Source organism: Candidatus Cloacimonadota bacterium, assembly GCA_019429305.1.
Taxonomy (GTDB): domain Bacteria; phylum Cloacimonadota; class Cloacimonadia; order Cloacimonadales; family JAJBBL01; genus JAHYIR01.
The window spans coordinates 17,561-41,549 of sequence record JAHYIR010000017.1 but is presented as its reverse complement, the minus strand read 5'-3'; the positions used below and the strand labels follow the sequence as shown (position 1 = coordinate 41,549).

Genomic DNA, 23,989 nt, shown 5'->3' with positions numbered 1-23,989 from the left:
CCTCTTAGGGATACAGGCAGACCAGCACCAAGAGCCATACAGGACTATGATAAAGTAATTGAAAGATGTACCTACATTTTAACTGAATATCCCAATAGTCGCTGGGCTGATGACGCTCTCTTTCTTCTGGCAAGATCAGTATATTACAAAAAGGTGAATCCACTGCAGGCAAAAGAAAGATTTCAAGATCTATTAAGGTTCTTTCCGAATAGCAAATACGTTCCGGAATCAAACATTTATATAGCAAAAATTGACTATGAGATGAGAGACCAAAGAGAGGCACATAGACGCTTACAAGAACTCCTTGATAATGAAAATTATCACGTCTATCATCCGGAAATTCTATTGTTGAAAAGCAGCTATTATTTAGAAGAAAGGGATTTTTTACGAGCTCAAAACCATCTACAAATGATCATTGATAACTATCCCAAATCACATCAGTTCGAAATGGCTTTCTTCACTCTGGGGAAAGCTTATTTAGAGAATGAGGAATATGAAAAATCTCAAGAGATTTTTGAGATCCTGCTCAATACTAGAGCATCTAGAAGAACAAAATTTAACTCCAGATATTACATTGCCTTGAATCGCTTTCATCTGCAAGATTACGATCAGGCATTAACCATACTGGAGAGATTGATCAGGCAAGAATATGAACCTGCTGAATTTCCCAAACTTCATATCTTGAAAGCTAGATGTCTGATCGGTCAAAAAGAATACAATGAAGCTGAATCTCTTCTATCGTCAGTTATCCAGAATAATAGTAGAACTGTTGTAGCAGCAGAAGCTAGTTATTATTTAGCGGAAATGTATTTTCTTGATCTGTTAAATTATGAGAAAGCAATTGAATATTACAACCGTATTCAGACTGAATTTCGTACTTCTCCTTTTGTGGAAAGAGGGGTAGCCAGAAGTGCTGTTGTTAGTCAAATTATTCAATTTAGCAGGCAAGACAGACAGATCAGTACTATTGATCTGATTAATGAACAATTTAAGTTGGCTGAGTACTATCTCTATGTCATGAACATGCCGGACTCGACATTGAGTGTCTACAAAGATATTGGTAAGCAAGAAGTACGGCTTAGTGCGCGGCTGGATAGTTTAAGGGCTATACCTGTCTCTGATTTAAGTAGAGAGATTCCTAATATAGAACAAGACGGAATCGTTGAAAGTGATGAGCAAAAAGATCTGGATCAAAAAGATGTTGATGATTTGCATGAAGAGAAGATTTATGATCATGGCTTTGATCTAAGTGAAGCTGACGAAGAAATGATCATTAAAATGCTGGAAGCAGGTCTTGATATTAGTGATCTGGAAGCAGAATTTCTTAATAGAGAAACAGTTCGGGATGAAGTTATTCCTGATGAGCAGGATGAAGATCAGGATAGAACAAATGAAATTGAAACACCAGATATTTATCCGATAGAAGCAGAAATCTCAAAACTGGAAGATGATCTTCATCTTTATCGTACTGAATTTGTACCTTATTCGATGTTTGCTTCTTCATGGGTTTGGTTGAATAAGAAAAACAGCCCAGCTAAAGCTGAAGAGATCTATGCAGAAATGCAGCAAAAAAATCCTTATAACAGATACACTTACGCTGTTGAATCGATGCTGGCTGGAGAAGAGATCAGATTTGCCACACCTTATGAACTGGACAAAGAAGAAGAATATGAAGATGCCATAACGCAGATTAATGACAACCCTACCGAAACTCTGAATTTGCTGAACTCAATATCTGAAGAACTCTCTAACATTGAAGCTGATGAAACGATAACCTTCTCCGAGAGATTGGAAAATATTTATTACAAGACACTTTTTACTCTGGGGTACACTTATTATTTTCACCTTAGTGACTCTCTCAATGCCAAAATATATTTCGATCGAATTATAGAGGAGCAGAGTGACAGTGAATACAGTCGGTTTATTGATCAGTTCTATCAAGACAATCATTTTGTTGTTATAGACAGTTTACCTGCTTTGCATCAAGAAGTAGTCATTGATGAAGAGCCGGATGAAACGATCAGCAAGGAAGAAGCAATCACAGAAGATATCAGAGAAGAAAAGTTTATCGAAGAGAATGGTGCAGGTACAAGATCTTCCGGACCTGACGACAAAATTGAGAATAGAATACTTGATTAGTTACCGGATCTCTCCTCAGATCTACTATCAACAGAATATCTTTTTTAAGTTCCTTGTTGTTCTGATAGGTATCGTCGGCACCCTTTTAGTTAAATGGCAATACTTACCGGCAGTTTTTATAGTAACTATACTTTGGTTGTTTCTGGACTTAGGGATCATTAGCCGGTATCTGAAGATACTGCTGAACATCCTACCTTTCTTTATCTCTTATCTGATCTTAGGTTTGATTTTCAAGATCTCCTGGCAGGAACAATTGATCTTTCTGGGAAGGATAACCTTGCTGTTGTTATTCTCAATTTTTCTGTTGAAGACAACCCGCTTAAAAGGTTTTTTGCAAGAAACAGAACAGCTTAGAAGATTGAGTTTGATCAATCAGATGTTTGTCTTTGCTCTGGCAACAGGATTTTTTGTTAAGATGTTTTATACTGAGATCAGAGATTGTAAGAATAAGATCAACAAGATTGATGATGTCATCAAAGTCGTCATCGATGCTTTCAATAATGCATATTCCCAAACAGATCACATAGAATCAAAAACTCACAGATTACTAAGCTCTAAGTCAACCGCAGAGAGTGAATTCTATCATTGGGCAAATGTCTATTTGACTTTTTTACTGACTGCATATATCTTTATTTTAGCTGTATGAGCAAGAAAATAAAGATGGAGATGCTGTGTCGAGATTTGTAGTAAGATTAGCTTATGATGGTTCTGCTTTTCAGGGATGGCAGAAACAACCGCATCAGAGAACAGTACAGGGTGAACTGGAGAGAGCACTGAGTGAAATAGCTAAAGAAACGATCACAACTATCGGTTCTTCCAGAACTGATACGGGAGTACATGCTCTGAATCAGTATGCTCATTTTGATTTTCCGATCCGGATGACCCCTGAACAGATCAAATTAGCCCTGATCACTAAACTGCCTAAAGATATGCAGATCATCAAAGTTTATAGGGTAGTTGATGATTTCAATGCCCGTTATCAGGCAATTGGCAGAAAATACAAATTCATCATAGCAAAAGAACTTACACCATTTAATCGCCTCTATAAGAGCTATTTTCCTAAATACAAGATCGAAAAAGTGAGAATTGACAAATGTCTTCCCCTATTCTTGGGAAGGACCGATTTTGAGTTTTTCTGCCGGAAAAGTGAAGATATTAACACATTTATTTCAGTGGTTGATCATTGCACTTTTTCTGAAACAGAAGAGGATTTCATCTTTGAAATAGCTGCCGATAGGTTTTTGCACAATATGGTGAGAAGGATAATCGGGACTCTGGTCAGATTATCAGATGAAGATGATATTTACTATATTGTTCAACAGCTTCTGGCTGGGAACAGAAAATATTTGCATCTCGTTTATACTGCACCACCACAGGGTTTGTATCTGGTAGATGTTCTATATCCTGAGGGAGAGTTTGCGAGAGAGTGAAAAAAAGTTGTGAGTTGTCAGTCGTGAGGGGGGAGTAAGATAGTTAGCTTTAAATATCTGACGAAGCATTTTTTCTAACACTGAATTACTCTGTGGTTCACTATTTCGGAGAATTTCTGTTTAAAGGTTCTGGCAAGTAATCTTGAACTCCAAAGACCTGCTTTCAGTTTAACTGAGAGAATTGCAACTGCTCTGAAAACTCTCTCATGTTTTTTTAGCTGCTTAGACAAGTCGGTTGCTTTGCCAAAATAATGCAAAGCATCATCTATTCTATTTATTCTCAGTGAATTCAGAGCTATAGCGTAGTACCAGGAAGCTTTTTCTTCTGCAGGCATGAGATGTCCGGCTTTGTCAATGAGCTTGAGTTTGCCCTTTATGCCGCTGATCCCCTTGCTGATAGAATCGTGTGTATTATAGACCTTAACAACAACATCGTCTTGCTGATCAAAAGTATATAGAGTGGCGATCCGGTAACTCAGTTCGATCTCTTGCATTGACATCATCTCAGGATCAAAGCAGCCTGCTTCTTGTATAAGGGTCTTTTCTATCATCCAACGAACTAAAAAGTGTGCCGCTATCCCCTGTAATATTTTCCTGTTGGTCTTTTTATATAGTTTATTTGAGCGGTCTCTGATCTCAAAACCTGTGAGGATAAACCTGGAACCGCTTTTTTGCAGGCACTCAACCTGACTCTTGAACCTGTGCGGCAGGTTTACATCGTCATCATCCAGGAAGACCAGGTACTTCCCTTTTGCCTGTTCGATACCAAGATTCCGGGCATTGTTTGCCCCCTTCAGAGGGTTCTTGAAGCAGCGGATACGAGCGTCTTTTTCCGCATAATCATTGATTACCTGCCAAGTATCATCAGTTGATTGATCGTCTATGATCAGCATTTCCCAGTTCGGATATATTTGAGCAAGATTACTCTCTATTGCTTCTCTGATCAAACTTGAGCGATTAAAAGTTGGAGTAATACAAGAAATAAGGGGGAGATTATCCATTATCTGTCATCCTCTTCGCCCTTCGCCCTTCGCCCTTAGCTCTTCGCTCTTAGCCCTTAGTTCTTCATAGAGAGCTTTGATATTGTTTATTAGTGTCTCTAAAGAAAACTTTTCTATGACTGATCGATAAGCTTCTGATCCTATATTTTGATATTGTTCAGGATGATGGAGCCAGTTAGCGATCTCTTTTACAAATCCCTCTTTTTCTTTAGGTGGGAAGATGAATCCATTGACTCCATGAATGATCAGATCTTCAACCCCGCCGACTTTTGTTGACATCACTATCTTTTGACAAGCCATGGCTTCTATGACAGCAACCGGTGTACCTTCATTGTTTGAGGTCAACAAAACCAGATCAAGATCTGAATAGACCGGCTTAAGATCTTCAATAAATCCGGTAATTAAAACTCTATGAGCAATATTCCTCTTCTTGATCTCCTCTTCAAGACTCTCTCTGAGTTCTCCGTCACCTATAATGGCAAAATAGATGTCTCTCTTTTGCAGCAATTCGTGAGCGATCTCTAAAAAGAGCTGATGATTCTTAACGGGCACTAATCTTCCAACAATACCGATAAGTACTCCGTCAGCAGGGATGTTGTATCTACTTCTGAATTTATTACGATCTCTTGTCGATGGAATAACACTATCTAACTGAAAACCGAGATTGATCACCGCTATTTTTTTCTCACTAGCAATTTTATAAGCAATGAGCTCATTCTTCTGTTGCTGGCTGATAGCGATTATCTTAGTGGTAAAGTGAGCCAGGGCTCTTTCAATGAAGATAAATAAACAGGTTTTCAGCTTACCGAAATATTCTCGGAACACGTTCCCATGAAAGGTATGGATTATTATTGGTACTCTCAGCAGGATAGCAGCTGATCTCCCCAACATGCCCGCTTTTGCAGTATGGGTATGAACTATATCCGGTTTTATTTTCTTGATTATCCGGAAGATGTCGATAAAAGCGTGCCAATCCTGTAAGAATCTCAGTTCACGGCTCATTTTTTTAACATAAATAGGGGTAACGTCATGTTGGGCTGCAAAGTATGACATATCTGCTTCATTATCTTCGATCTTTCCCGCTACCAGATGAGATTCAAACTGCTCATTGTTAAGGTATGCTGTTAAAAGGACCGTATGTATTGCCGGTCCCCCGATGTTCAATCTTGTTATGATCCGCAGGATCTTTATCTTAGGCATTTTTCCTGCAATATAGGCTTTATTTTTAACATACCGTTCACTCCCAATGGGCTTGCTATTTTTCCCATTGGTTTTTCCTGATCACTGCTCACTGATTACTGATCACTTTTTTCATCTGTGTCCATCTGTGGTTATGAAGTCAACTCTTTATATAACTCGCTGGTCTTTTTAGCTGTCAATTTCCATGAAAACCTCTCCAGATTTGCGATTGCCTTCTTTTGTAGTTCTGTTCTTTTTTCGATTGCTTCTTTAATGGCACGGATCAGATCTTCTTTTGAGAAAGGATCGAAATAGAGAGCCCCATCTCCACAGATCTCAGGAATACTCGATACATTGCTTACTACAGAAGGAACACCGAACTGAGCTGCTTCCAATGGAGGAAACCCAAACCCTTCATATATAGAAGGGAAGATAAAGAGAAGGGCATTTTTATACAAGCTCAATAAGGTTTCATGATCAACAAAGTCCAGATATTTGACATTTTTCGCCTTATCAATCGCCCTTAGGGTTGGTTGATACTTATAATTTTTCTTACCGACTATAACCAAGGTCATTTGATGAGCAGAATCTCTGTTCAATTCCTCTATTGCTTTGATCAGAAGAGGGTAATTCTTGCGTGGCTCCAAATGACCTACAGTCAACAGGTAATTATTTTTTAAGCCGGTCTTTTCGAGTAATAGCTCATCATCAAAACTGATCTTGAATCTTGTTTGATCAACTGCTTCGTGTATCGGTATGATATGGTTTGGATCAAAAGAGTAGAAGGATAAGATCTCTTTTTTGGTGAATTCTGATACTGTTATGATCTTATCAACCATCTTGAGCGATCTTTGAAAAGCATGTCTGACATATATGCGTCTAAAAAAGGTATAACTACCAGGATATCTACGGAATCTTAGATCGTGGACAGTTATGATCTTTTTACATCCCTCTATATACGGAACATGAAAGAAGGGTGAATGAAATATAGCGAATTTTTCTATTTCATATTCTTTTTTCCAGAAGTTAGGCTGCAACAAAGCACGCTTTATCTTCTGTCTACGCTTAAAGGGAAAGATCTTGTATGTTGCTTCTGCCGGCATGGTTTCGATCCAATAATCAAGATCATCGATCGAAACATAGAATAAATAGCTGTTCTTCTTATCTTCCCTTAAAAGATTAATTACCAGATTGTAGATATATTCCTTTATACCTCCGGATGTTTTGCCATAATAACAGCAGTTGATTGCGATCTTCATTCTAAAACCTAACCCCTATCACCATTCCACCTTTCCACCCTTTTTTGTGTGTTAATTCTTTATCATCTCTGTTCATTCGTGGACAACTCTTTTTTCTCTTCTTGATCAAGAGATAATACCCTCGCACAATAGATCAAACCTAATGAAAAGTAGAGATAATAAGTACCACCAATGAGCTCTCCGAAATTTATATTCACGACAGCAGTGATAAAAAAAGCAATTATCAAGTATAAAATGGATCTATCGATCTTCTTGCTCATCTTGATCAGGTAATTCACTCCGGCAAGCAAGATCAACATGAAGATCGAGAAACCTATCAGCCCTAATTCAGCCAGGGTTTCGGTAAAGACATTATGGGGGAAACGCAAGAATGATACTCCCCGAAAACTCCCTAAACCAGCTCCGGCAATTTTATTCTGCCAAAACAGTTCTAATGCCTGTAAGTTTGCTGCAAGTCTTAATTGAACAGTGATTTGGCTTTTAGGATCTCTGGAGAGCAATCTGTCAGCTATGTGAGACGGCATGAACTGTATAAAAGCGAGTACAAGAATGATCGAGACGAGTGCTATGACTATGATATAAAAAAAGCGGAGACGGATTGAGATCAGGACAATGAATGCAATCGCCACTATTATTGATAAAAGCGGACCTCTCGAGCCGGTTAAAAAGGTCAGAAAACCCTGTAAAAGCACCAAGAAGATGAGAATAGATATCTTGCCGATATTCTTTTCCGGTTGTTCGAGATAGATCTTTATGAAGTAAAGATTAGCCAGAATACTGAAAGTGAGATGACGGGCGACCCAGATGGAATTCAATCCCAGTGTGGAAAATCTTCCGTGTATATCACCACCGAAGAATGTTTCTAAACCAAATAGACTTAACAGACAAAATCCTGTGAAAAAGGCACCGAAAATAACGATCCCCTTAACTACAGCATTGAAATCGCTCCCTAACTTTACTAATAAAATAGGAATATAAAACAGGATAACATTGGTTATGAAATTTCTTAACTTTTCGCTACCGAAATCTCTGTCTGGGGTGATGAAAAAGACCGAGATTGCTAAATACAAGATCATTATCAAGACATACTTATCCATTTTTAGTGACGGCAGACGGATCTGGAAACCAATGACATTAGCATAAAAGATTAATAATAAGACAATTACGAAAACTCCATAAAATAGCTGAGGTAGATAGGTGCCGGTTACTGCATTAAAGCTGGTAAAAATAATATGATAACTAAGCGCAAAGGCAACTAATCCGACCTTGCTTTCCGTGACCAGCAGGTAGCCGATAACAAAGTAGAAAAAGACTGTCCAGCTTGCCATTGTAAAGAGGGCAAAAGCCGTTGATATCAACAATATCGCTAAGAAAGCCAATAAGGATGTAAATAATCTCAGGGAGTGACTATTAGAAGTAAGCGATTCCTTTTCAATCATTGATCTGTTCATGTTCAATAACCACTTAGTTGACCCTATTTTCCATGAGTATGGTTTACTGGAAAACGGTTCGGCAACACTGCATCACGCAGTTTTATTATAAGAGTTTTGACTTTTACCTGTTCCCAATAGTAATTCAAGCTTACAGATATAAGTAGGGCAATAATAAAACTTACTGTTTTTTGCTGTGTGAGATAAAAACCAAGCCACATTAAAACAAAAAGTATTAGCATTGAGAAGATGTTATAACTAATACTACTGAAAAATCTTTTTAACGGCAGGGATAACAGAATCATGTCAACTTTTAATCTGATCATGCGAATGACAATATCACCGGCAACAAAGAAAATTATCGTTCCCTTGAATCCTCCCAGTTTAAATCCAAAGTAAATGGAGAGGATCCTTGATAGAAGCAAGAAGATTGAATATGTCAGGTTGATATAGGGTTTTTGCTTGATATTCGATATGAATGTTGAAGGTACTCCGAGAATATAGCTGATCATCAAGACTGGAAAGACTTGTAGAGCAAAACCGGCATATTGCCAACTTCTATCAAAGAATATACCGGTGATCTCTCTGGCAAAAAAATGGATGCCAAGCAGTACCGGGAAAAGGATAAAGGTAACGGGAAACAATACTGAAAATAGTGAACTGATAATTTTATCATTCTCACGCAAATTTGAATAGTGAGGAAAAGATACCTTAGCAATGGAGTTCATCACTAAGCTGACTGGGACTGTTACGGCAGTAAAAGGGAGTTGAAACTCCGGTGCCAGAGTCTTGCCAAGTACGATCACTACAAGGATTGTAGGGAATTGCAAGGCAAAAGTTAAGATAATCTGCTCCATGCCGCTAAAGAACATGAATTTTTTTGCTATTTTATCAAAATTAAACCGTGTATATATGTCACCCTCTTCGCCCTTAGCCCCTAAGTCTTCGCCCTTCGCGGATTGTATCAAATGGTCTCTTGGTCGGTAGGGCATCATGTTTATTTTCATTCTATTGGCATGGCGCAGGAGCATCAACAGTTCTAACGCTTCTGAGAAAAACACCAGAAATAATAAAATATCCAGAGAAGGATTGAGAAGAGCAAAACCGATTATACCACTGTAGAGTATGAGCTGTTTAATGATCAAGGCAATAGATATCCCCTTGAAGTCAAGAATAGAGCTAAGTTTCGTGATCACGATCCCTTTCAAACCTTCGACCAACGGAATAATTATCAATAAGATCCTCAGTGAACCTGCTAAATTATCACCTATGAAAAAAGAAGTTATCGTCTCACTGAAAAAGAGAATGATCGAAAGCAAACAAGCTACTATCAGTGAAACAAAAAAGAAATGATTCCAGCGGCTCTCCCGATCCTCCTTTGGGGTAGAGAGATATAATATATTAGTTCCAATCGGGATAATTGTCAGCAATATGAGAATAAAGGCCTGAAAAGATTTGAAGATCGAGATGTCTTCTCGCAGAAAGAACCTGACCAGAAAAGGGAAGGTAACAATACTCATCAATCTGACTAAAAAATTTGCCGTGAAATTCCAAATGCTGGAGGTTATGAATTTACTCATGACTCCCCTAACACCTAACCCCTACAACCCAACACTTTATCTTTTGCCAAGTTCTTTCAAGAAAGAATCTACCTTTTCTTTGCGGGGTGTATTCATCAAGATATCATGAGTGTAAACTAAAAGTGATGATAGGAGAAGAGATGCTAAGAAAGCAATAACAACGATCACCGCTCTTCTTGGTTTGCTACGTAGTCCGGCAGGAACAGCTTCATCGATTAACTCGAAGGAGGATACATCATTGATCTCATCTAATCTTGCCTGTTCATACTGGGGATAAAGAAACTCTATCACTTTTTTCTGGATTTCCAAGCTTAAAGTAAATTGTAAATATTGATTGGAAAGATAGGGTAGATCATCTATGTTGATGATATACTTAGGGACAATACCCGGTTCGCTATTCTCCAAATTCTCTATCTGTTGATCAAGGATGGACAATTTTGTGATCAAGGAATCAACAACAGGATTTTCCTGAGACATGAACTGAAGTGCAAAATCCAATTCAATCCCGGTTGTCAGCTTCTCTGCTACAGTAGTTGAATACAAAGCTATTATGGCTTCGGATTGAGTTTGCAGGTCAATAACCATGTGATCCCGTTGAAAACCCTCTAATCTGCCCGTTAACTCTTGGAAATTTTCTTCAAAATCATTTATTCGTTTTTCCAGGAACATTCTTCTTTCACGACCCTTGGACATCTTGGTTGTCAGATAGTATTCTTCCAGCATTTCATAATATGTATTGGCGATATCGGTTGATAGTTGCCGGTCCCTGCTTTCAATGGTCAGTGTCAACATGCCTGTTATGATATCTGTTTCGGTTGATAACATCGTCTTGTGTAATTTCAGGATAGCCAGATCTATTTCGATCAACGGATCCTTATGCTTGATCTTGAAGTAATCCATCAAGTTGAATTTTTCTATGATCCTTTCCGAAAATCCCCTGCTATATATGATGTTAATGTAATTCTCAGCACTTCCAACCATGTCCTGACCGAGCAGACCTGCACCAAAGCCACCGAAAAGTGATTGTGCAAAAGGCATGGTAGTACTCTCCCGGGATATTGGCAGGAATTTAACCGAAGATTTCCAGTATTGATTTGCCAGTAAGCTATATATGATGAAAATCACCGTTACCAGGAATGTAGTGATTAGTATGAACTTTTTTCTTTTAGCAAGGACCAAAAGAATATCAAATATATCAATGTTTTGTTTCTCCATATCACATCCGCAGATTTTTTTTCATGATTTTTGTCTTGCTCTTGCTGTCAAACAAAAAAGCAATTAGTGAGCAGTGACTTAAGTCCATTCTATAAAGGAGAGAACGGAAAAGGACAGCTACCTATTTCATTCTAAAACTGGGGCAGATGTCGTATAAGGGGCAATCATTGCATTTCGTGCCTATCGGACGGCAAATCTTTTGCCCAAATGCGACCAAATATGAGTTTGTTTTTAACCAATATTTTTTGGGCAGTTTTTTTCTTAGTGTCATTTCCGTTTCTAATGGTGTCTTGGTTTTAACATAACCCCAACGATTGGTAATACGATGCACGTGAGTATCTACACAGATGGCTGGTTTACCAAAGGCAACGGCTCTGACCAGATTTGCAGTTTTCCTGCCTACTCCGGGTAGTTTGATCAGATCATCTATTTCTGAGGGTATTTGACCATTGAACTGCTCCTTGATGATCACTGGTAATTTCTGAAGCTGTTTCGCTTTCTGACGATAGAAACCGGCAGGATAAATCAATTCCTCTATCTCTTTTAAAGAAAGCTTCTGTAGTGATACAAAATCAGTGACTCTCTTGAAGAGTTTTTCAATGACTCTGGTAGTTATCTGATCAGTTGTTCTGGCACTAAGAATGGTAGCGATCAATATACGAAACGGGTCATTGTTCTGGATGGCAACGAATTCTACGACAGGGGCATCAAGGTTTCTTACGACCGGTTCTAGTCTCCGGAAGGCAAGGTTGATATCAAATTTTTTCTTCTTCATCGAGTCAACCTATCCACTGCTTGACAAGTTCCGGGAGTAGCTTACTGGATAATCCTTGATGAAATTCATCAATAAAGCGCAAGTTTTCCGGCGGATCAAGATTGATGCCAATGGTTGTTGTCCCTGCATATTTGGCAGTCATCAGAAATTGAGCAGCAGGATAAACCACACCACTTGTTCCGACTGTAATGAAGAAATCGAGATCACGTAACCAGCGGATTATTGTTTCTAGATGATAAGGAACTTCACCAAACCAGACAACATCAGGGCGAAGCATGGAATTACATCCCCGACACTTGGGAATACTTTCTTGCTTGAGTGCCTCTAGAGATGAAACGCTTATTCCACAATCAACACAGAAGGTACGATGGATCGAACCGTGCATTTCTACTACTCTCTGAGAACCTGCCACGGTATGCAGCCCATCAATATTCTGGGTTATGAGCAAGAAATTGTCACCCAGAAAATCTTCTAGATCTTTCAAAGCGTGGTGACCGGCATTTGGTGTCACAGTTAATGCCTGTTCATGGCGGGCTCGATAAAACTTCCAGACAAGTTCGGGATCTCTGATAAATGCTTCTGGTGTTGCTACATCCTCAACACGATGATTCTCCCAAAGACCATCTGCATCACGAAAAGTTTTGATACCTGACTCAGCACTTATACCGGCACCTGTTAGAATAGCTACTCTATTGTTACTGCTAAAACGGTACTTGGTAACAACCGACAATCATTTCTCCTTCATTTCCACAGACTAAAGTCCATGTTACAATATAGTTTTCACAAACTGCTTACAGTAGGGATCTTTGGTCTCTTTCAGCTTGTTATAATCTCCCGCAAACTTGATGACTCCATCATCAATTACAACCATGTTGTCTGCAGTCTTATCGATACAGTTTACATCGTGAGTGATAATTATAGCAGTATGTTGAAATTTCTGATGCAATTCTAAGATCAGGTTGATGATATCTTCTGCTATCAAGGGGTCAAGACCTGTTGTTGGTTCATCATAGATGATATATTTTGGATCGAGAATGATTGCTCTTGCCAAAGCAGCTCTCTTCTTCATTCCACCACTCAGTTCAGCCGGCATTTTACTATGAACATTTTCCAAGCCGACGAGAGCGAGTTTTTCATTGACCAGGGCAGCGACCTGTTCTTGAGAATATCTGGAATGCTCAACTAAAGGAAAGGCAATATTTTGAAAAACATTTAAGGAATCAAAAAGAGCAGCACTTTGAAAGAGTAATGCCATCTTCTTTCTTACTTCATTTAATTCGTTCTCTTTGATGCTAAAAATATCTACTCCATCAACTAAAACAGTTCCTGACGCCGGTTCGATTAATCCTTCAGCAGTTTTCATCAAAACTGTCTTACCACTGCCGCTTCTACCGGCTATTACAGTAATCCTTCCCTCTGGAATAGTTAAGCTAAAATCTTTGATGACCTTAACACCGTCAAAAACAACTGATACATTCTTAAACTCGATCATTATCTACTACCTCTATGCCGTCATATAGCTCTCGAAATGCTTGAGCGAAGATTAAATCACTCTTTCTTGCCTTCTCATTCTGATAATAAATCCTGATATAATGATCCGAGAGTGCTGTCCAATAATTTTCTTTCTTATGTTCTAAAACACCACCAAGTATTGTCTTATGTCTTAATAGATCTTTTATATACCGTTGTCGTTTCTGTTTCATGAGAGCAGCCAATTCCTGACATCTTTTTTTTACTACCAAAGATGTCGGAATATGAGTCATCTCAGCTGCTTTTGTTCCCGGTCTGCGAGAATAGGGAAAGATATGAAGATAAACCAAAGGAAGTTTCTCAACAAAAGAGAGTGTTTCTTGAAAGAGTGACTCTGTTTCTCCCGGTAACCCTAAGATAACATCACTACCGAGAGCGACATCAGGTATTAATGACTTAATTTCATTAATAAGTTCATGGAACTCTTTAGTGGAATATGGTCTGTTCATTTTCTTTAATAGTATGTCAGAACCACTTTGCAAGGGAATATGTAGATGAGGACAGAGTTTGGTGCTCTTCCTAATATATTCAAGCAGAGATCGGGTTATGAGTTGTGGTTCAATAGAACTCAATCTAATCCTTTGAACTTTGTTGATCTTTTCTATCTCTTTGAGAATTGAAGTCAACCGAAGAAAATACTTCCCCGTGGCTACTTCCGAGCTCGACGAAGTCAATGTCTGATCACCTTCTGGTAGATCTCTTCCATATAGTCCCAAGTTGATACCGGTCAGTACAAATTCCTTATAACCATTATCAGCTAAATGTCTTATTTGCTTAAGAACATTTTCCGGACTTCTACTTCTCGGTTTACCTCTGGCAAAGGGAACTATACAATATGCACAATAGTAATCACAACCATCCTGTATCTTAACAAATGCTCTGGCTCTCTCAAAGAGCTTGTTAGTCTTTTGCTCGGTAAAGTCATCAAATAGTAAAGGATCAGCAACAAATTGATCGTTTTTTTCTTCTAAAAAATTATAGATCATATCTTTCTGGTTGTTATCAATAATCAGATCAATTTCACCCATTTCATTGATCCTATCTCGGTTTAATTGAGCATAACAACCGGTAACAATGATCTTTATCTTGGGATTTCTTTTCTTCTGTTCTAGAGCATGACGGATAGCATTACGGGATTTATAATCGGTTCTGCCAGTAACCGTGCAGGTATTGATGATATAGACATCAGCTTCCTGGGAAAAGGGAACTGTCTCATAACCTTCAATACAAAAATCATTTAAGATACAGGCAGATTCATATTGATTTACTTTACAGCCAAAAGTGATAACTGCTACCCTTTTCATCTTGCTCCAGAAGTTATCTCCCTTTAGACAATATCTTCCAGATAGTCGGGGCATAAATCTGATGTTCCAGTCTGAGTACCCTAGCTGCTATTTCTTCCGGAGTATGACAGTCCCCAATATAGATCTTTTGTTGAACTACTGTTTCTCCGGCATCATAATCTTCATTGACCAGATGCACAGTTACTCCAGATTCCTTTTCCCGTGCCGCAAAAACTGCCTGATGTACTCTAAGCCCATACATTCCCTGACCACCATATTTTGGCAATAAAGCGGGATGAATATTGAGTATTGGTTTCCCGAAATCACGAATAAAGCTTACGGATAGTTTTTTAAGAAAACCGGCTAAAACTATCAGTTCAATATTGTGCTTACTTGTTAAGGTCAATAATTCATGTTCAAACTTAACCATATCTTTTGTCGATAGATAGATATGATTTATATTGAACTCATTACATTTCTCTATAATAGGTGCATGGGGATTATTAACCGTAACGAAACTGATTCTCACCGGTATCTTGTGTTCTTGAAACCAGTTATGAATGGCACAGAAGTTTGAGCCACGACTCTTACCGGAAGTCAGGACAGCAATATTTTTAGTCTTTTGAGCAATTTCTGACATCATGAAGTTAAATATTAAGTATTGATTATTCTTTTTTCAGGATGAGATGTAGCTCATCCAGTTGGGCTTGAGATACTTCTGATGGCGCATCACTCATTAGATCGGCTGCTTTTAAGGTTTTCGGGAAGGCGATGACATCACGGATCGATTCTGCACCGGTCATTAACATCACTAAGCGATCAATTCCCGGTGCAATACCACCATGAGGTGGAGTCCCATATTTCAATGCTTCGATGAAGAAACCGAACCGTTGCTGGATTTCCTCTTCGGAGAAGCCTAGAACATGGAAGATTTTCTTTTGGATATCGTAGCGATGACATCTGATACTGCCGGATGATAGTTCTACTCCGTTACAAACCAAGTCATAAAGATGACCTTCGATCTTACCCCAGTCTTCTTCCTTTTCAAAACAGGAAAGATGCTCTTCCTTGGGAAGAGTGAACATGTGATGTGCTGTTTCCCAACATTGTATATCTTCATTATAAAGAAAGAGTGGAAAATCGGTGATCCAAACAAAGGAGAAACTCTTCTGATCGTAAAGTTGTAGTGTTTTCCCCAGATGATTTCTAACACTAGCCATTACCTTGAAGACAATATCATCCCTGTCAGCTGCAAAAAGCAGCAGGTCTTCATTTTCCGCTTCAGTTTTTGCTATTAAAGTAGTTGCCTCTTCCTCAGTGATGAATTTTGCTATGCCACTTTCAAGCTTACCCTCTTTAACCTTACAATACGCTAATCCCTTACCATCAAGTTGTTTAGCCAGTTCTGTCAATTCATCTATCTGCTTGCGGGAAAATTCTGCCCCACCTTTAACGAGGAGTCCCCTTATATTACCATTCTTCAGAGCTAATGCTCCTTTAAAGACCATAAATTCGCTTTTTCTGAAGATATCTGTTAAGTTAATCAATTCCATTCCAAACCTTGTATCCGGTTTATCACAACCGTAACGATTCATAGCTTCTTGATAAGATAATCTGGGAAATGGTACTGAGATTTCCAGCTGTAACAACTCACGGAATAGTGTTTGGAACATCTCTTCCATGATAGCAAAGAGATCGTTTTCTTCAACAAAGCTCATCTCTAAATCGAGTTGCGTGAATTCCGGTTGTCTATCAGCTCTTAAGTCTTCGTCTCTAAAACAACGGGCGATCTGAAAATATCTGTCAAAACCGCTTATCATGAGCAATTGCTTGTATATCTGTGGAGATTGTGGCAGGGCAAAGAATTTACCGGGATATTCCCTGCTCGGCACTAAATAGTCACGAGCACCTTCCGGAGTACTTCTCATTAAGATCGGAGTTTCAATTTCATAGAATTTCCTATCGTTAAGGAACTTTCTCATCAAAAAGATGATCTTATGGCGCATGAGAATTTTATCACGAAGCTTCTCACGTCTTAAATCAAGATAACGAAATTCCAGGCGATGATCTTCATCAGGTAGAATGTTTTCGTTGATTTGTAACGGTAGAGGAGCCGATTCATTGTAGATTAGTAGGTCTGTGACTTCAATCTCCAGCATCCCATTAGGGATCTTAGGGTTGATGTTTTCCTCAGATCGTTTTCTGATGATCCCTTTGATCCCGATCACATATTCATTGCGTAGCTGATGTGCTTTATGATGCGCCTCTTTTTCTTGTGGATGGAATACTAACTGGATTAATCCGGTCACATCACGCAGATCGATAAAGATTAGATTTCCTAAATCTCTACGACGATGTACCCAACCCATCAGGATAACTTCCTGACCGATTAATTCCGGTGATAAATCTCCGGCATAATGACTTCTTTTCATTTTTTCACTGATATAACTCATTTAATCGCCTCTAAAAATGATTGATATATAACATCTCAGAAAAAATTTGAGAACTGTCCAGTCAAACTATTTCTATTAAGTTTAAAATCCTTAGTTCCTGTAACAATGATCTATTGTGAGGGAGAGATAAGAAGTTACATACATTAATCGTTTAAATTGAATTACTTCTACACTAGGAAAGAAAGAAAAAGTGCCAATAAAATGTGAGCATGTTCACTACTATTTAATAATAATCACTTCGTGTATTCATGTCAAAAATATTTACTGATTAGATACAATAAGAGAATACATTAAGAAATCAGATACCTTAGGTGATCCTACGAGTCGGCCCTAGCCGACTCGTGGGCTCCCTATTGATTCAAGAAAATTTATCTATGGAATTTCTAAGGCATTTAAACAATAGATTGTAGCGTAAACGTCAGTCTACATATTATATTTTTCTCTGTGACCGGCTAAAGCTATTGTTCCAACTGATATTTCTGACTACTAACTTCTTGTGTTATATTGTATTAGTCAATTCTTCATGTTGAAGCGGATTACATCCAAAAAGCTTTCTAACCTTAATTTTGTTCGTTCATCTAAACAGGTAGGTTGGTCCCCTTCTATGGTCAGAAATGGTAACTTCAAATATTTTTTCAATAAAATATTATCTATTTGTCTATGACAGAACGCTTGAGAATAACTGATTATGCCATCTATCTGGCGGTTATCAATTTCTCTTTTAATATCTTCCAAACGGTCAAAAACGGTGTAAGGATAAGTAAAGGTAAGATACTGCTCTACGATATCTTCTTTCAAATAGGGCATGGAGAACTGTCTTTGCACCTCATTGAAAATGATATCAGCTCTTTGTTCCGGTAGATATTGATAGAGATCTGTAAAGATAGGTGGTACACCAATATAAGCCAACCTGATCTCTCTCTGTCTCTTATCAATGGAGTTTGAGGACAATTTTCGGGGCTCTCTATCATTGGCTTCTTGGAGGAAAAGACGGAGACCTTTGGAAAACTTTACTGGATCACCATTAAAATCTGAAGAACTTACCAACCAAAGGTGATTCTCTGCACCGGTTACCTTTCGTTCTTGATAAGTTAGTCTATCGAGTTCTAAAAGATCTTTTCTAATTTCATCTAGTCTTTCTTTTACTTCCTGAACCTGGTGATCTGTGACTTGAAACCTGACCTCTAATTTCTTGATCTCTCTCTCCAGCATCTTTCTGTCCTTATTATAAGGGAAGGAGAAAGGGATTACCTCGACTCCTTTATCCTGTAAAAGAGACATCAAAGAATGGGTGTTGGAACAATCACCCTGAACGACACCGATAACTGTTTTAATATCGCTAACAAGAACAGTATCATATATCCCCTTGATCCAAGAGCAGATGTTGCGGGGGAAACCTTTGAACTCAGCCTCTTGTACTCTTTTCTGCGGCTCATTGTTGATGAATATATTGTTCAAGTCCACAGGAGTATGACCAGCTGCGAAAATTATTTCGACAGGGAATGAAGTTGTGAAACCGACTTGCATGGCTAATCCTGATAAACCGAGTTTAGATAATCATCTTCTAATACAGACATTTCATTCTGTAGTGTTTTGATATCTTCTCGCAGATGATCTATCTGCTGATTAATGGTTCTGATCTTTTCAGCATTTTTGAGGATTTCCTTTTTTAAGTAAAGCATCTCCAGACCACTTAATTCTTTGCGCTTATCTTCTATCGAAGTGCGGAGTTCATCAATTTTTTTCAGCTTGATATCCAATAAGATGGGATTGATCTTTTTGTCTTTTTCTTTCTGAACGGTAGGTTGTTTTTTCTGTTTAACAGGTTTATCTTCCTGAGTCAAAAGCAGTTCTTCCCAGTTCAGTGTTTCGACTATCTCCTTATTCTGAAATACCCAGAAGCGGTTGGCGATGTTTTCAATAAAGAACCTATCATGAGAGACGAAAATAAGTGTTCCTTCATATTCTTCCAGTGCCTGTTCCAACGATTCTATAAGAAAGATATCAAGATGGTTGGTTGGCTCATCCATTATCAAAACGTTCGGATGTCGAGCTATTAGTAATGAGAGATATAATCTGGCTTTTTCTCCACCGCTAAGCAGTTGCACCATCTTTTCCAGATCATCACCAACAAAACCGAATTTGGCTAAATAGGATATTGTTTGATGGTTAGTCCATTCTACATGTTCATTCACTATGGTCTCTCTAACTGTCAGACCATCGTTCAGGGAAAGGTGCAGCTGGTCATAATACCCTATGGAAAGAGAAGCACCACGCTGTAGATGACCAGTTAAAGGTTTCTTCTCTCCTAACAAGAGCTGTAGGAATGTCGTTTTGCCACAACCATTATCACCCAGTATGGCAATCCGGTCTTGATAGAGAATATGACCATTAATATTCTTAGCGAGTGTTTTATCAGGAAAACCAAATGCGACATCTTCAAAAGCATAAACAATATTGCCTGATCTGTTCTTGGTTTCAAATGAGAGCCTGATATTCTTATTCTGCTTTGGTAGTTCAATTTTTTTTACTCTTTCCAGAGCTTTTAGCCGAGATTTTGCCTGTTTTGTTTTCTGTCCGGCAATATTACGTTTGATAAAATCCTCTGTATTGGAAATCCAGTCTTGTTGGGCTTGGTACTGTTTATAAAGCTGTTCCTGACGTTCGAGGTATTCTTTTTCATAAAGAGAGTAACAACCACCATAACCGACTATACTTTTATTTTCAATGGATAGTGTTGTTGTGGTAGTTTTATCGAGAAAGTAACGATCGTGAGATACTATAATATAAGGAATTGATAAACTCGTCAGATATTTGATCAACCATTCACGCATTTTCAAATCAAGGTGATTGGTTGGCTCATCCAATAATAGTAAATCTGACGGCTGTAACAAGATAGCTGCCAACTGGATACGAGTCTTCTCACCACCACTGAAACTATTCACTCCACGATGCCAAGTATCTTCCGGGAAAGCTAATCTTTGTAATATAATTTTGGCACGAAATTCTAGATTAAAACCATCAAGTGCCAAATACTCTTCCTGATACTTGTTTAGAAGCTTTAAATTACTGTCTGAGGGATTTTTGCTGATCTCTGCCTCTAATTCTCTTAACTTCAGAGTTACAACATTAAGATGTTTGTAAGATGAGAGGACAAACTCTAATAACGGAGAATCACTGTTGATCTGCATGGACTGACTAAGATATGAGATAGAGGAGTTACGCATCCTGTTAACGGTTCCCTCCTTGGGTGACAATTTGCCACTGATAATATCCAGCAGGGTCGTTTTTCCGGAACCGTTTCTACCGATCAGACCAATCCTTTTATCACGGTCTATCGTGACTGAGATATTCCGGAAGATACAAAGATCACCATAATAATGACCAACACCTTCTAATGTAACTACGCTCAAATCTTCCTCTCTTCTACAACTTTCAGTTTTTATCAAAGCAGTAGAACAACAAAAAACATTAAAAAAAACTTGTCAAATTGCTTTGCTAATAAAGTCTGGAAAGTACGTCGGGATGTAGCGCAGTCCGGGTAGCGTACACGACTGGGGGTCGTGTGGTCGCTGGTTCAAATCCAGTCATCCCGACCATTTTTTTATTTAGAACTCAAGGATTAGTTATTACTATCATCAACAATTTCTCTTGTCAAAGATATGATCTGCAGCTATTTATGATACTTCAACACAATAATAAGGCAAACTAGTTCCTATGATAAGCAAGACAATGAAGTTACAATGACAAAAGTGTTTACAAAGAAAAAGTTGTAATTTATCTGGTCTAGCTAAGGAGTTTGATTAGATTTATGATAAAGCAAACAGATAATGATCCCAGAAATGTGAGACGTTTGTACAATGATCTCGCTCATCTATGGCATCTCGTAAGCCCTTTAGACGATTATTTAGAAGAGACCGAGATCTTTTGCGATATTTTGGAAAAGAAGAGTGAAATACCGGTCAGCATTCTCTTACATCTGGGGTGTGGTCGCGGGCATAACGACTTCATATTTAAACAACATTATGAAGTAACAGGAGTAGATATCAGTCCAACCATGTTGCAATGGGCAAAGGTACTGAATCCGGAGGTTGAATATATTCAAGGAGATATGAGAACAGTTCAGTTAGACAAAAAATTTGATGCTGTAGTAGCGATTGATTCTGTGGATTATCTTGTGACTGAGGTTGATTTAAAGAGACTATTTAATAACGCTTTTGATCATCTGCGAGAAGGTGGGATCTTTATGTTTATCTTAGAAAGCATAGTGGAGAGATTTAAGCAGAACGATACCATAATGTATTCCAATCATACTGAAGATGAATTCTTAACAGTCATTGAGAATAGATTTGATCCGGATGTTACAGATTCTGAATATGAAGCAACCTTTATCTATCTTTATCGACAAAAAGGAAAATTGGAGATTTTAACCGACAGACATTTATGTGGATTGTATAGTATTGAATTAGTAAGAAAACTACTCCATGAAGCCGGCTTTGTAGTTGAAATAATCGAATATAGACCACCGGAATCAGCATTGGGAAATATAGAAAATATCAGTGAAGAGACCTATCCATTATTCATCGCTAGCAAAACACAAAAAATAAATCTTGATTAACATAGCGGTCAAATATTCTCTTGTAATCCAATGACATAATGGTTATATCTGAGTCAGATTCCATGAGTTATATTGATAAATATTGGGAGAAAGAATGAGAAAAAACATTCAGATTGATTCCGATAATCCAGTAATGATGGCTAAATGTTTATCTAATGGTGAAGCAATCTACCTAACTAAAACTTTGGTAGATTATCTTGATTTTGATGATGAATTTCCTTATGAATTGAATCTCTTTTCTCTGATCCACCATGATGATCAGGAAGATGTTCTAAAGAGAATTGCTGAAATAGATAAGAGTGATCAATCCATAAATACAATTCATAGGATACGTCTCCTCGATAAACGAGTTCGCAAGAATCGTTGGCTTATCAGTTTGGATGTAGATTCAGACGAAGAGCAAATTTACAATATTACGATTACCGATATTGATGATAATACTGAACAGCAGAGAGTGAGATCAGATAAATACAATCCAAACGAAATTGCTGCTCAAGAGAAAAGTAGTAGTAATGAGCTGAGCAAAATTGAATCTCGTCTGCACGCAGCAGAAGAACAACTTAGGTGGCAGGAATTATTGTTAAATCAACTGGCGATAAGCTCTCCGGTTGCTTTTATAGTTATAGATGACAGAACACAGGATATTATCTATCTAAGTGACTATTTTTGTGAGATCTGGAACATAGAGGGCTTGAAAGATAAAATCAGACAGGGAATGTTTAGATACAAAGAATTAATGGAAATCTGCATGACTATAGTTAATAATAAGTCGGTTTTTATTAATAATTTCATTTCTCCCGTAGATGACATTAAAACTAATGTCGTAGATGAAATAGAGTTACAGGATGGAAAAATCCTGCGGGGATATTGTCAAAGTATCAAAAGTGAAGAGCTTGGCTACTTGGGGAGAATATGTGTTTTTGAGGATATTACTGAACGTCGTCGTTTGATTAACGAGTTGATTCAGAATCAGAAACTGGAGAGCTTAGGATCATTAACCGGAGGCATAGCAAACGATTTCGAAAAAATAATGTCGATCATTACTCGTCATGCTGGTAGTTTAAAGAAGAATAAAGACAATCCACAGAAAATAGTTAGTGTAGTATCCAAAATTGATGATTGTATAACAAGGGCAGAAAATCTTGTTAAACAGATGCAAATCTTTGCTCAACGCTCCAAACCTCACTTTGAAAGAGTGACAGTGACCCAGGTAATCATTGAACTGGTTAGTTTACTCCGAGAGATATTCCTCCGCAAGATATCGGTAGTGTTAGAAATGGAACCGAACCTACCTAAAATCAGTGCTGATAAAGTTCAGATCAATCAGGCATTGCTAAATATCTGTTTGAATGCTCGGGATGCTATGCCTGAAGGCGGGAAGATTACCATATCGGCTAAGATGGTGAAAGGTAATTCTCTCAAATCCAAGTTTGACGATATAAGATTTTCGCAGTATGTAGGTATTGATATAGCTGATAATGGTACCGGTATTGATAAGAAAACATTGGGTAGGATATTTGAGCCCTTTTTCACTACCAAAGGTACAGAAAAGGGAACAGGTCTCGGGCTACCGGTGGTGCGAGGTATTATTGATTCACATCAAGGACACATATTTGCTGAGAGCAGTTATGGGATTGGCACCGTATTCCACATTTATCTACCACTAGTTGATGAAGTTTTGATCGAAGAAGAAGCCATTAAAGAAGATAAAATGCTGAAGAGGGGAGATGAGATCATTCTCTTGATTGAAGATGAGACAGATCTTTTAGAATGTCTGAAAGAACTCTTCGAAATGGAGGGATATAGAACAATCACTGCAGTAAATGGACCATCCGGTTTGCAGCTATTCAAGGAAAATAGGGATAAAATTGCTCTGGTGTTTTCTGATAAGGGTTTGCCTGGGTTAGATGGCGAGGTTGTTATGAAAAGAATCAGAGATATCAAACCCAAACAGAAATATATACTGGCGAGCGGTTTTATCGAATTATCAAAAACAACTGATGAGATGAAAGATGAAAATCTATCTATCCTTCAGAAACCTTACAAAATGGATATAATAATTAAGAAAGTGAGAGAGTTGCTGGATAAGTAAACTTT

Annotated in this window: 19 protein-coding genes and 1 tRNA gene; 6 read left to right on the top strand and 14 right to left on the bottom strand. The window is 38.1% G+C overall.

Features of this window, described 5'->3' with window-relative positions:
• The 3 genes from K0B81_07235 to truA all read left to right on the top strand — a co-directional run.
• Nucleotides 1–2,139: tetratricopeptide repeat protein (locus tag K0B81_07235; protein ID MBW6516389.1), on the top strand; the 2,139-nt coding region annotated here is incomplete at its 5' end.
• The gene (locus tag K0B81_07230; GenBank protein ID MBW6516388.1) at nt 2,117–2,785 is read left to right on the top strand and encodes a hypothetical protein; all 669 of its coding nucleotides are present in this window, start codon (nt 2,117–2,119) and stop codon (nt 2,783–2,785) included. The genes K0B81_07235 and K0B81_07230, both read left to right, overlap by 23 nt.
• Before the next feature lie 25 nt (nt 2,786–2,810).
• On the top strand, nt 2,811–3,569 hold the full coding sequence (truA, locus tag K0B81_07225) for a tRNA pseudouridine(38-40) synthase TruA (GenBank protein ID MBW6516387.1): 759 nt from the start codon (nt 2,811–2,813) through the stop codon (nt 3,567–3,569).
• A gap of 74 nt (nt 3,570–3,643) precedes the next feature.
• Here truA and K0B81_07220 read toward each other — a convergent pair whose 3' ends face one another.
• The 14 genes from K0B81_07220 to K0B81_07155 form a co-directional block, all read right to left on the bottom strand.
• Nucleotides 3,644–4,570, bottom strand: a complete 927-nt coding sequence (locus K0B81_07220) for a glycosyltransferase family 2 protein (GenBank protein MBW6516386.1) — start codon at nt 4,568–4,570, stop codon at nt 3,644–3,646.
• Between the two features lie 6 nt (nt 4,571–4,576).
• Nucleotides 4,577–5,770 carry a glycosyltransferase family 4 protein gene (locus K0B81_07215; protein ID MBW6516385.1) on the bottom strand — a complete coding sequence of 398 codons (1,194 nt, stop codon included), beginning with the start codon at nt 5,768–5,770 and terminating at the stop codon, nt 4,577–4,579.
• Nucleotides 5,771–5,901: 131 nt separating this feature from the next.
• Nucleotides 5,902–7,008: a glycosyltransferase family 4 protein gene (locus tag K0B81_07210; GenBank protein MBW6516384.1), complete on the bottom strand. Its 1,107-nt coding sequence runs from the start codon at nt 7,006–7,008 to the stop codon at nt 5,902–5,904.
• Nucleotides 7,009–7,070: 62 nt separating this feature from the next.
• Nucleotides 7,071–8,447 (bottom strand): O-antigen ligase family protein, encoded by a 1,377-nt coding sequence (locus K0B81_07205; GenBank protein ID MBW6516383.1) that lies wholly within the window; start codon nt 8,445–8,447, stop codon nt 7,071–7,073.
• Nucleotides 8,448–8,482: 35 nt separating this feature from the next.
• Entirely contained in the window at nt 8,483–10,018 is a 1,536-nt protein-coding gene (locus K0B81_07200) for an oligosaccharide flippase family protein (protein ID MBW6516382.1), read from the bottom strand.
• 36 nt (nt 10,019–10,054) lie between these two features.
• On the bottom strand, nt 10,055–11,233 hold the full coding sequence (locus K0B81_07195) for a hypothetical protein (GenBank protein MBW6516381.1): 1,179 nt from the start codon (nt 11,231–11,233) through the stop codon (nt 10,055–10,057).
• Between the two features lie 121 nt (nt 11,234–11,354).
• On the bottom strand, nt 11,355–12,008 hold the full coding sequence (locus K0B81_07190) for an endonuclease III (protein MBW6516380.1): 654 nt from the start codon (nt 12,006–12,008) through the stop codon (nt 11,355–11,357).
• Between the two features lie 4 nt (nt 12,009–12,012).
• On the bottom strand, nt 12,013–12,738 hold the full coding sequence (locus K0B81_07185; GenBank protein ID MBW6516379.1) for an NAD-dependent deacylase: 726 nt from the start codon (nt 12,736–12,738) through the stop codon (nt 12,013–12,015).
• A 36-nt stretch (nt 12,739–12,774) separates the two neighbouring features.
• Nucleotides 12,775–13,500, bottom strand: a complete 726-nt coding sequence (locus K0B81_07180) for an ATP-binding cassette domain-containing protein (GenBank protein MBW6516378.1) — start codon at nt 13,498–13,500, stop codon at nt 12,775–12,777.
• A complete protein-coding gene (gene mtaB, locus K0B81_07175; GenBank protein ID MBW6516377.1) occupies nt 13,487–14,842 on the bottom strand; it encodes a tRNA (N(6)-L-threonylcarbamoyladenosine(37)-C(2))-methylthiotransferase MtaB in 1,356 nt (451 codons plus the stop codon). Before mtaB ends, K0B81_07180 begins: the two co-directional genes overlap by 14 nt.
• A 13-nt stretch (nt 14,843–14,855) precedes the next feature.
• A complete protein-coding gene (locus K0B81_07170) occupies nt 14,856–15,461 on the bottom strand; it encodes a phosphoribosylglycinamide formyltransferase (protein MBW6516376.1) in 606 nt (201 codons plus the stop codon).
• Between the two features lie 25 nt (nt 15,462–15,486).
• Nucleotides 15,487–17,274, bottom strand: coding sequence for an aspartate--tRNA ligase (aspS, locus tag K0B81_07165; protein MBW6516375.1), 1,788 nt, complete (start codon nt 17,272–17,274; stop codon nt 15,487–15,489).
• A gap of 513 nt (nt 17,275–17,787) precedes the next feature.
• Complete coding sequence (locus K0B81_07160; GenBank protein MBW6516374.1) at nt 17,788–18,801, bottom strand: 2-hydroxyacyl-CoA dehydratase; 1,014 nt, start codon at nt 18,799–18,801, stop codon at nt 17,788–17,790.
• Between the two features lie 2 nt (nt 18,802–18,803).
• Entirely contained in the window at nt 18,804–20,687 is a 1,884-nt protein-coding gene (locus K0B81_07155; GenBank protein MBW6516373.1) for an ATP-binding cassette domain-containing protein, read from the bottom strand.
• Between the two features lie 108 nt (nt 20,688–20,795).
• Here K0B81_07155 and K0B81_07150 point away from each other — a divergent pair.
• The 3 genes from K0B81_07150 to K0B81_07140 all read left to right on the top strand — a co-directional run bounded on the left by K0B81_07150 (nt 20,796) and on the right by K0B81_07140 (nt 23,984).
• A tRNA-Pro gene (locus tag K0B81_07150) sits at nt 20,796–20,873 on the top strand.
• A 212-nt stretch (nt 20,874–21,085) separates the two neighbouring features.
• The gene (locus tag K0B81_07145) at nt 21,086–21,892 is read left to right on the top strand and encodes a methyltransferase domain-containing protein (GenBank protein MBW6516372.1); all 807 of its coding nucleotides are present in this window, start codon (nt 21,086–21,088) and stop codon (nt 21,890–21,892) included.
• A gap of 94 nt (nt 21,893–21,986) precedes the next feature.
• On the top strand, nt 21,987–23,984 hold the full coding sequence (locus K0B81_07140; GenBank protein MBW6516371.1) for a response regulator: 1,998 nt from the start codon (nt 21,987–21,989) through the stop codon (nt 23,982–23,984).
• Nucleotides 23,985–23,989 lie beyond the last annotated feature (5 nt).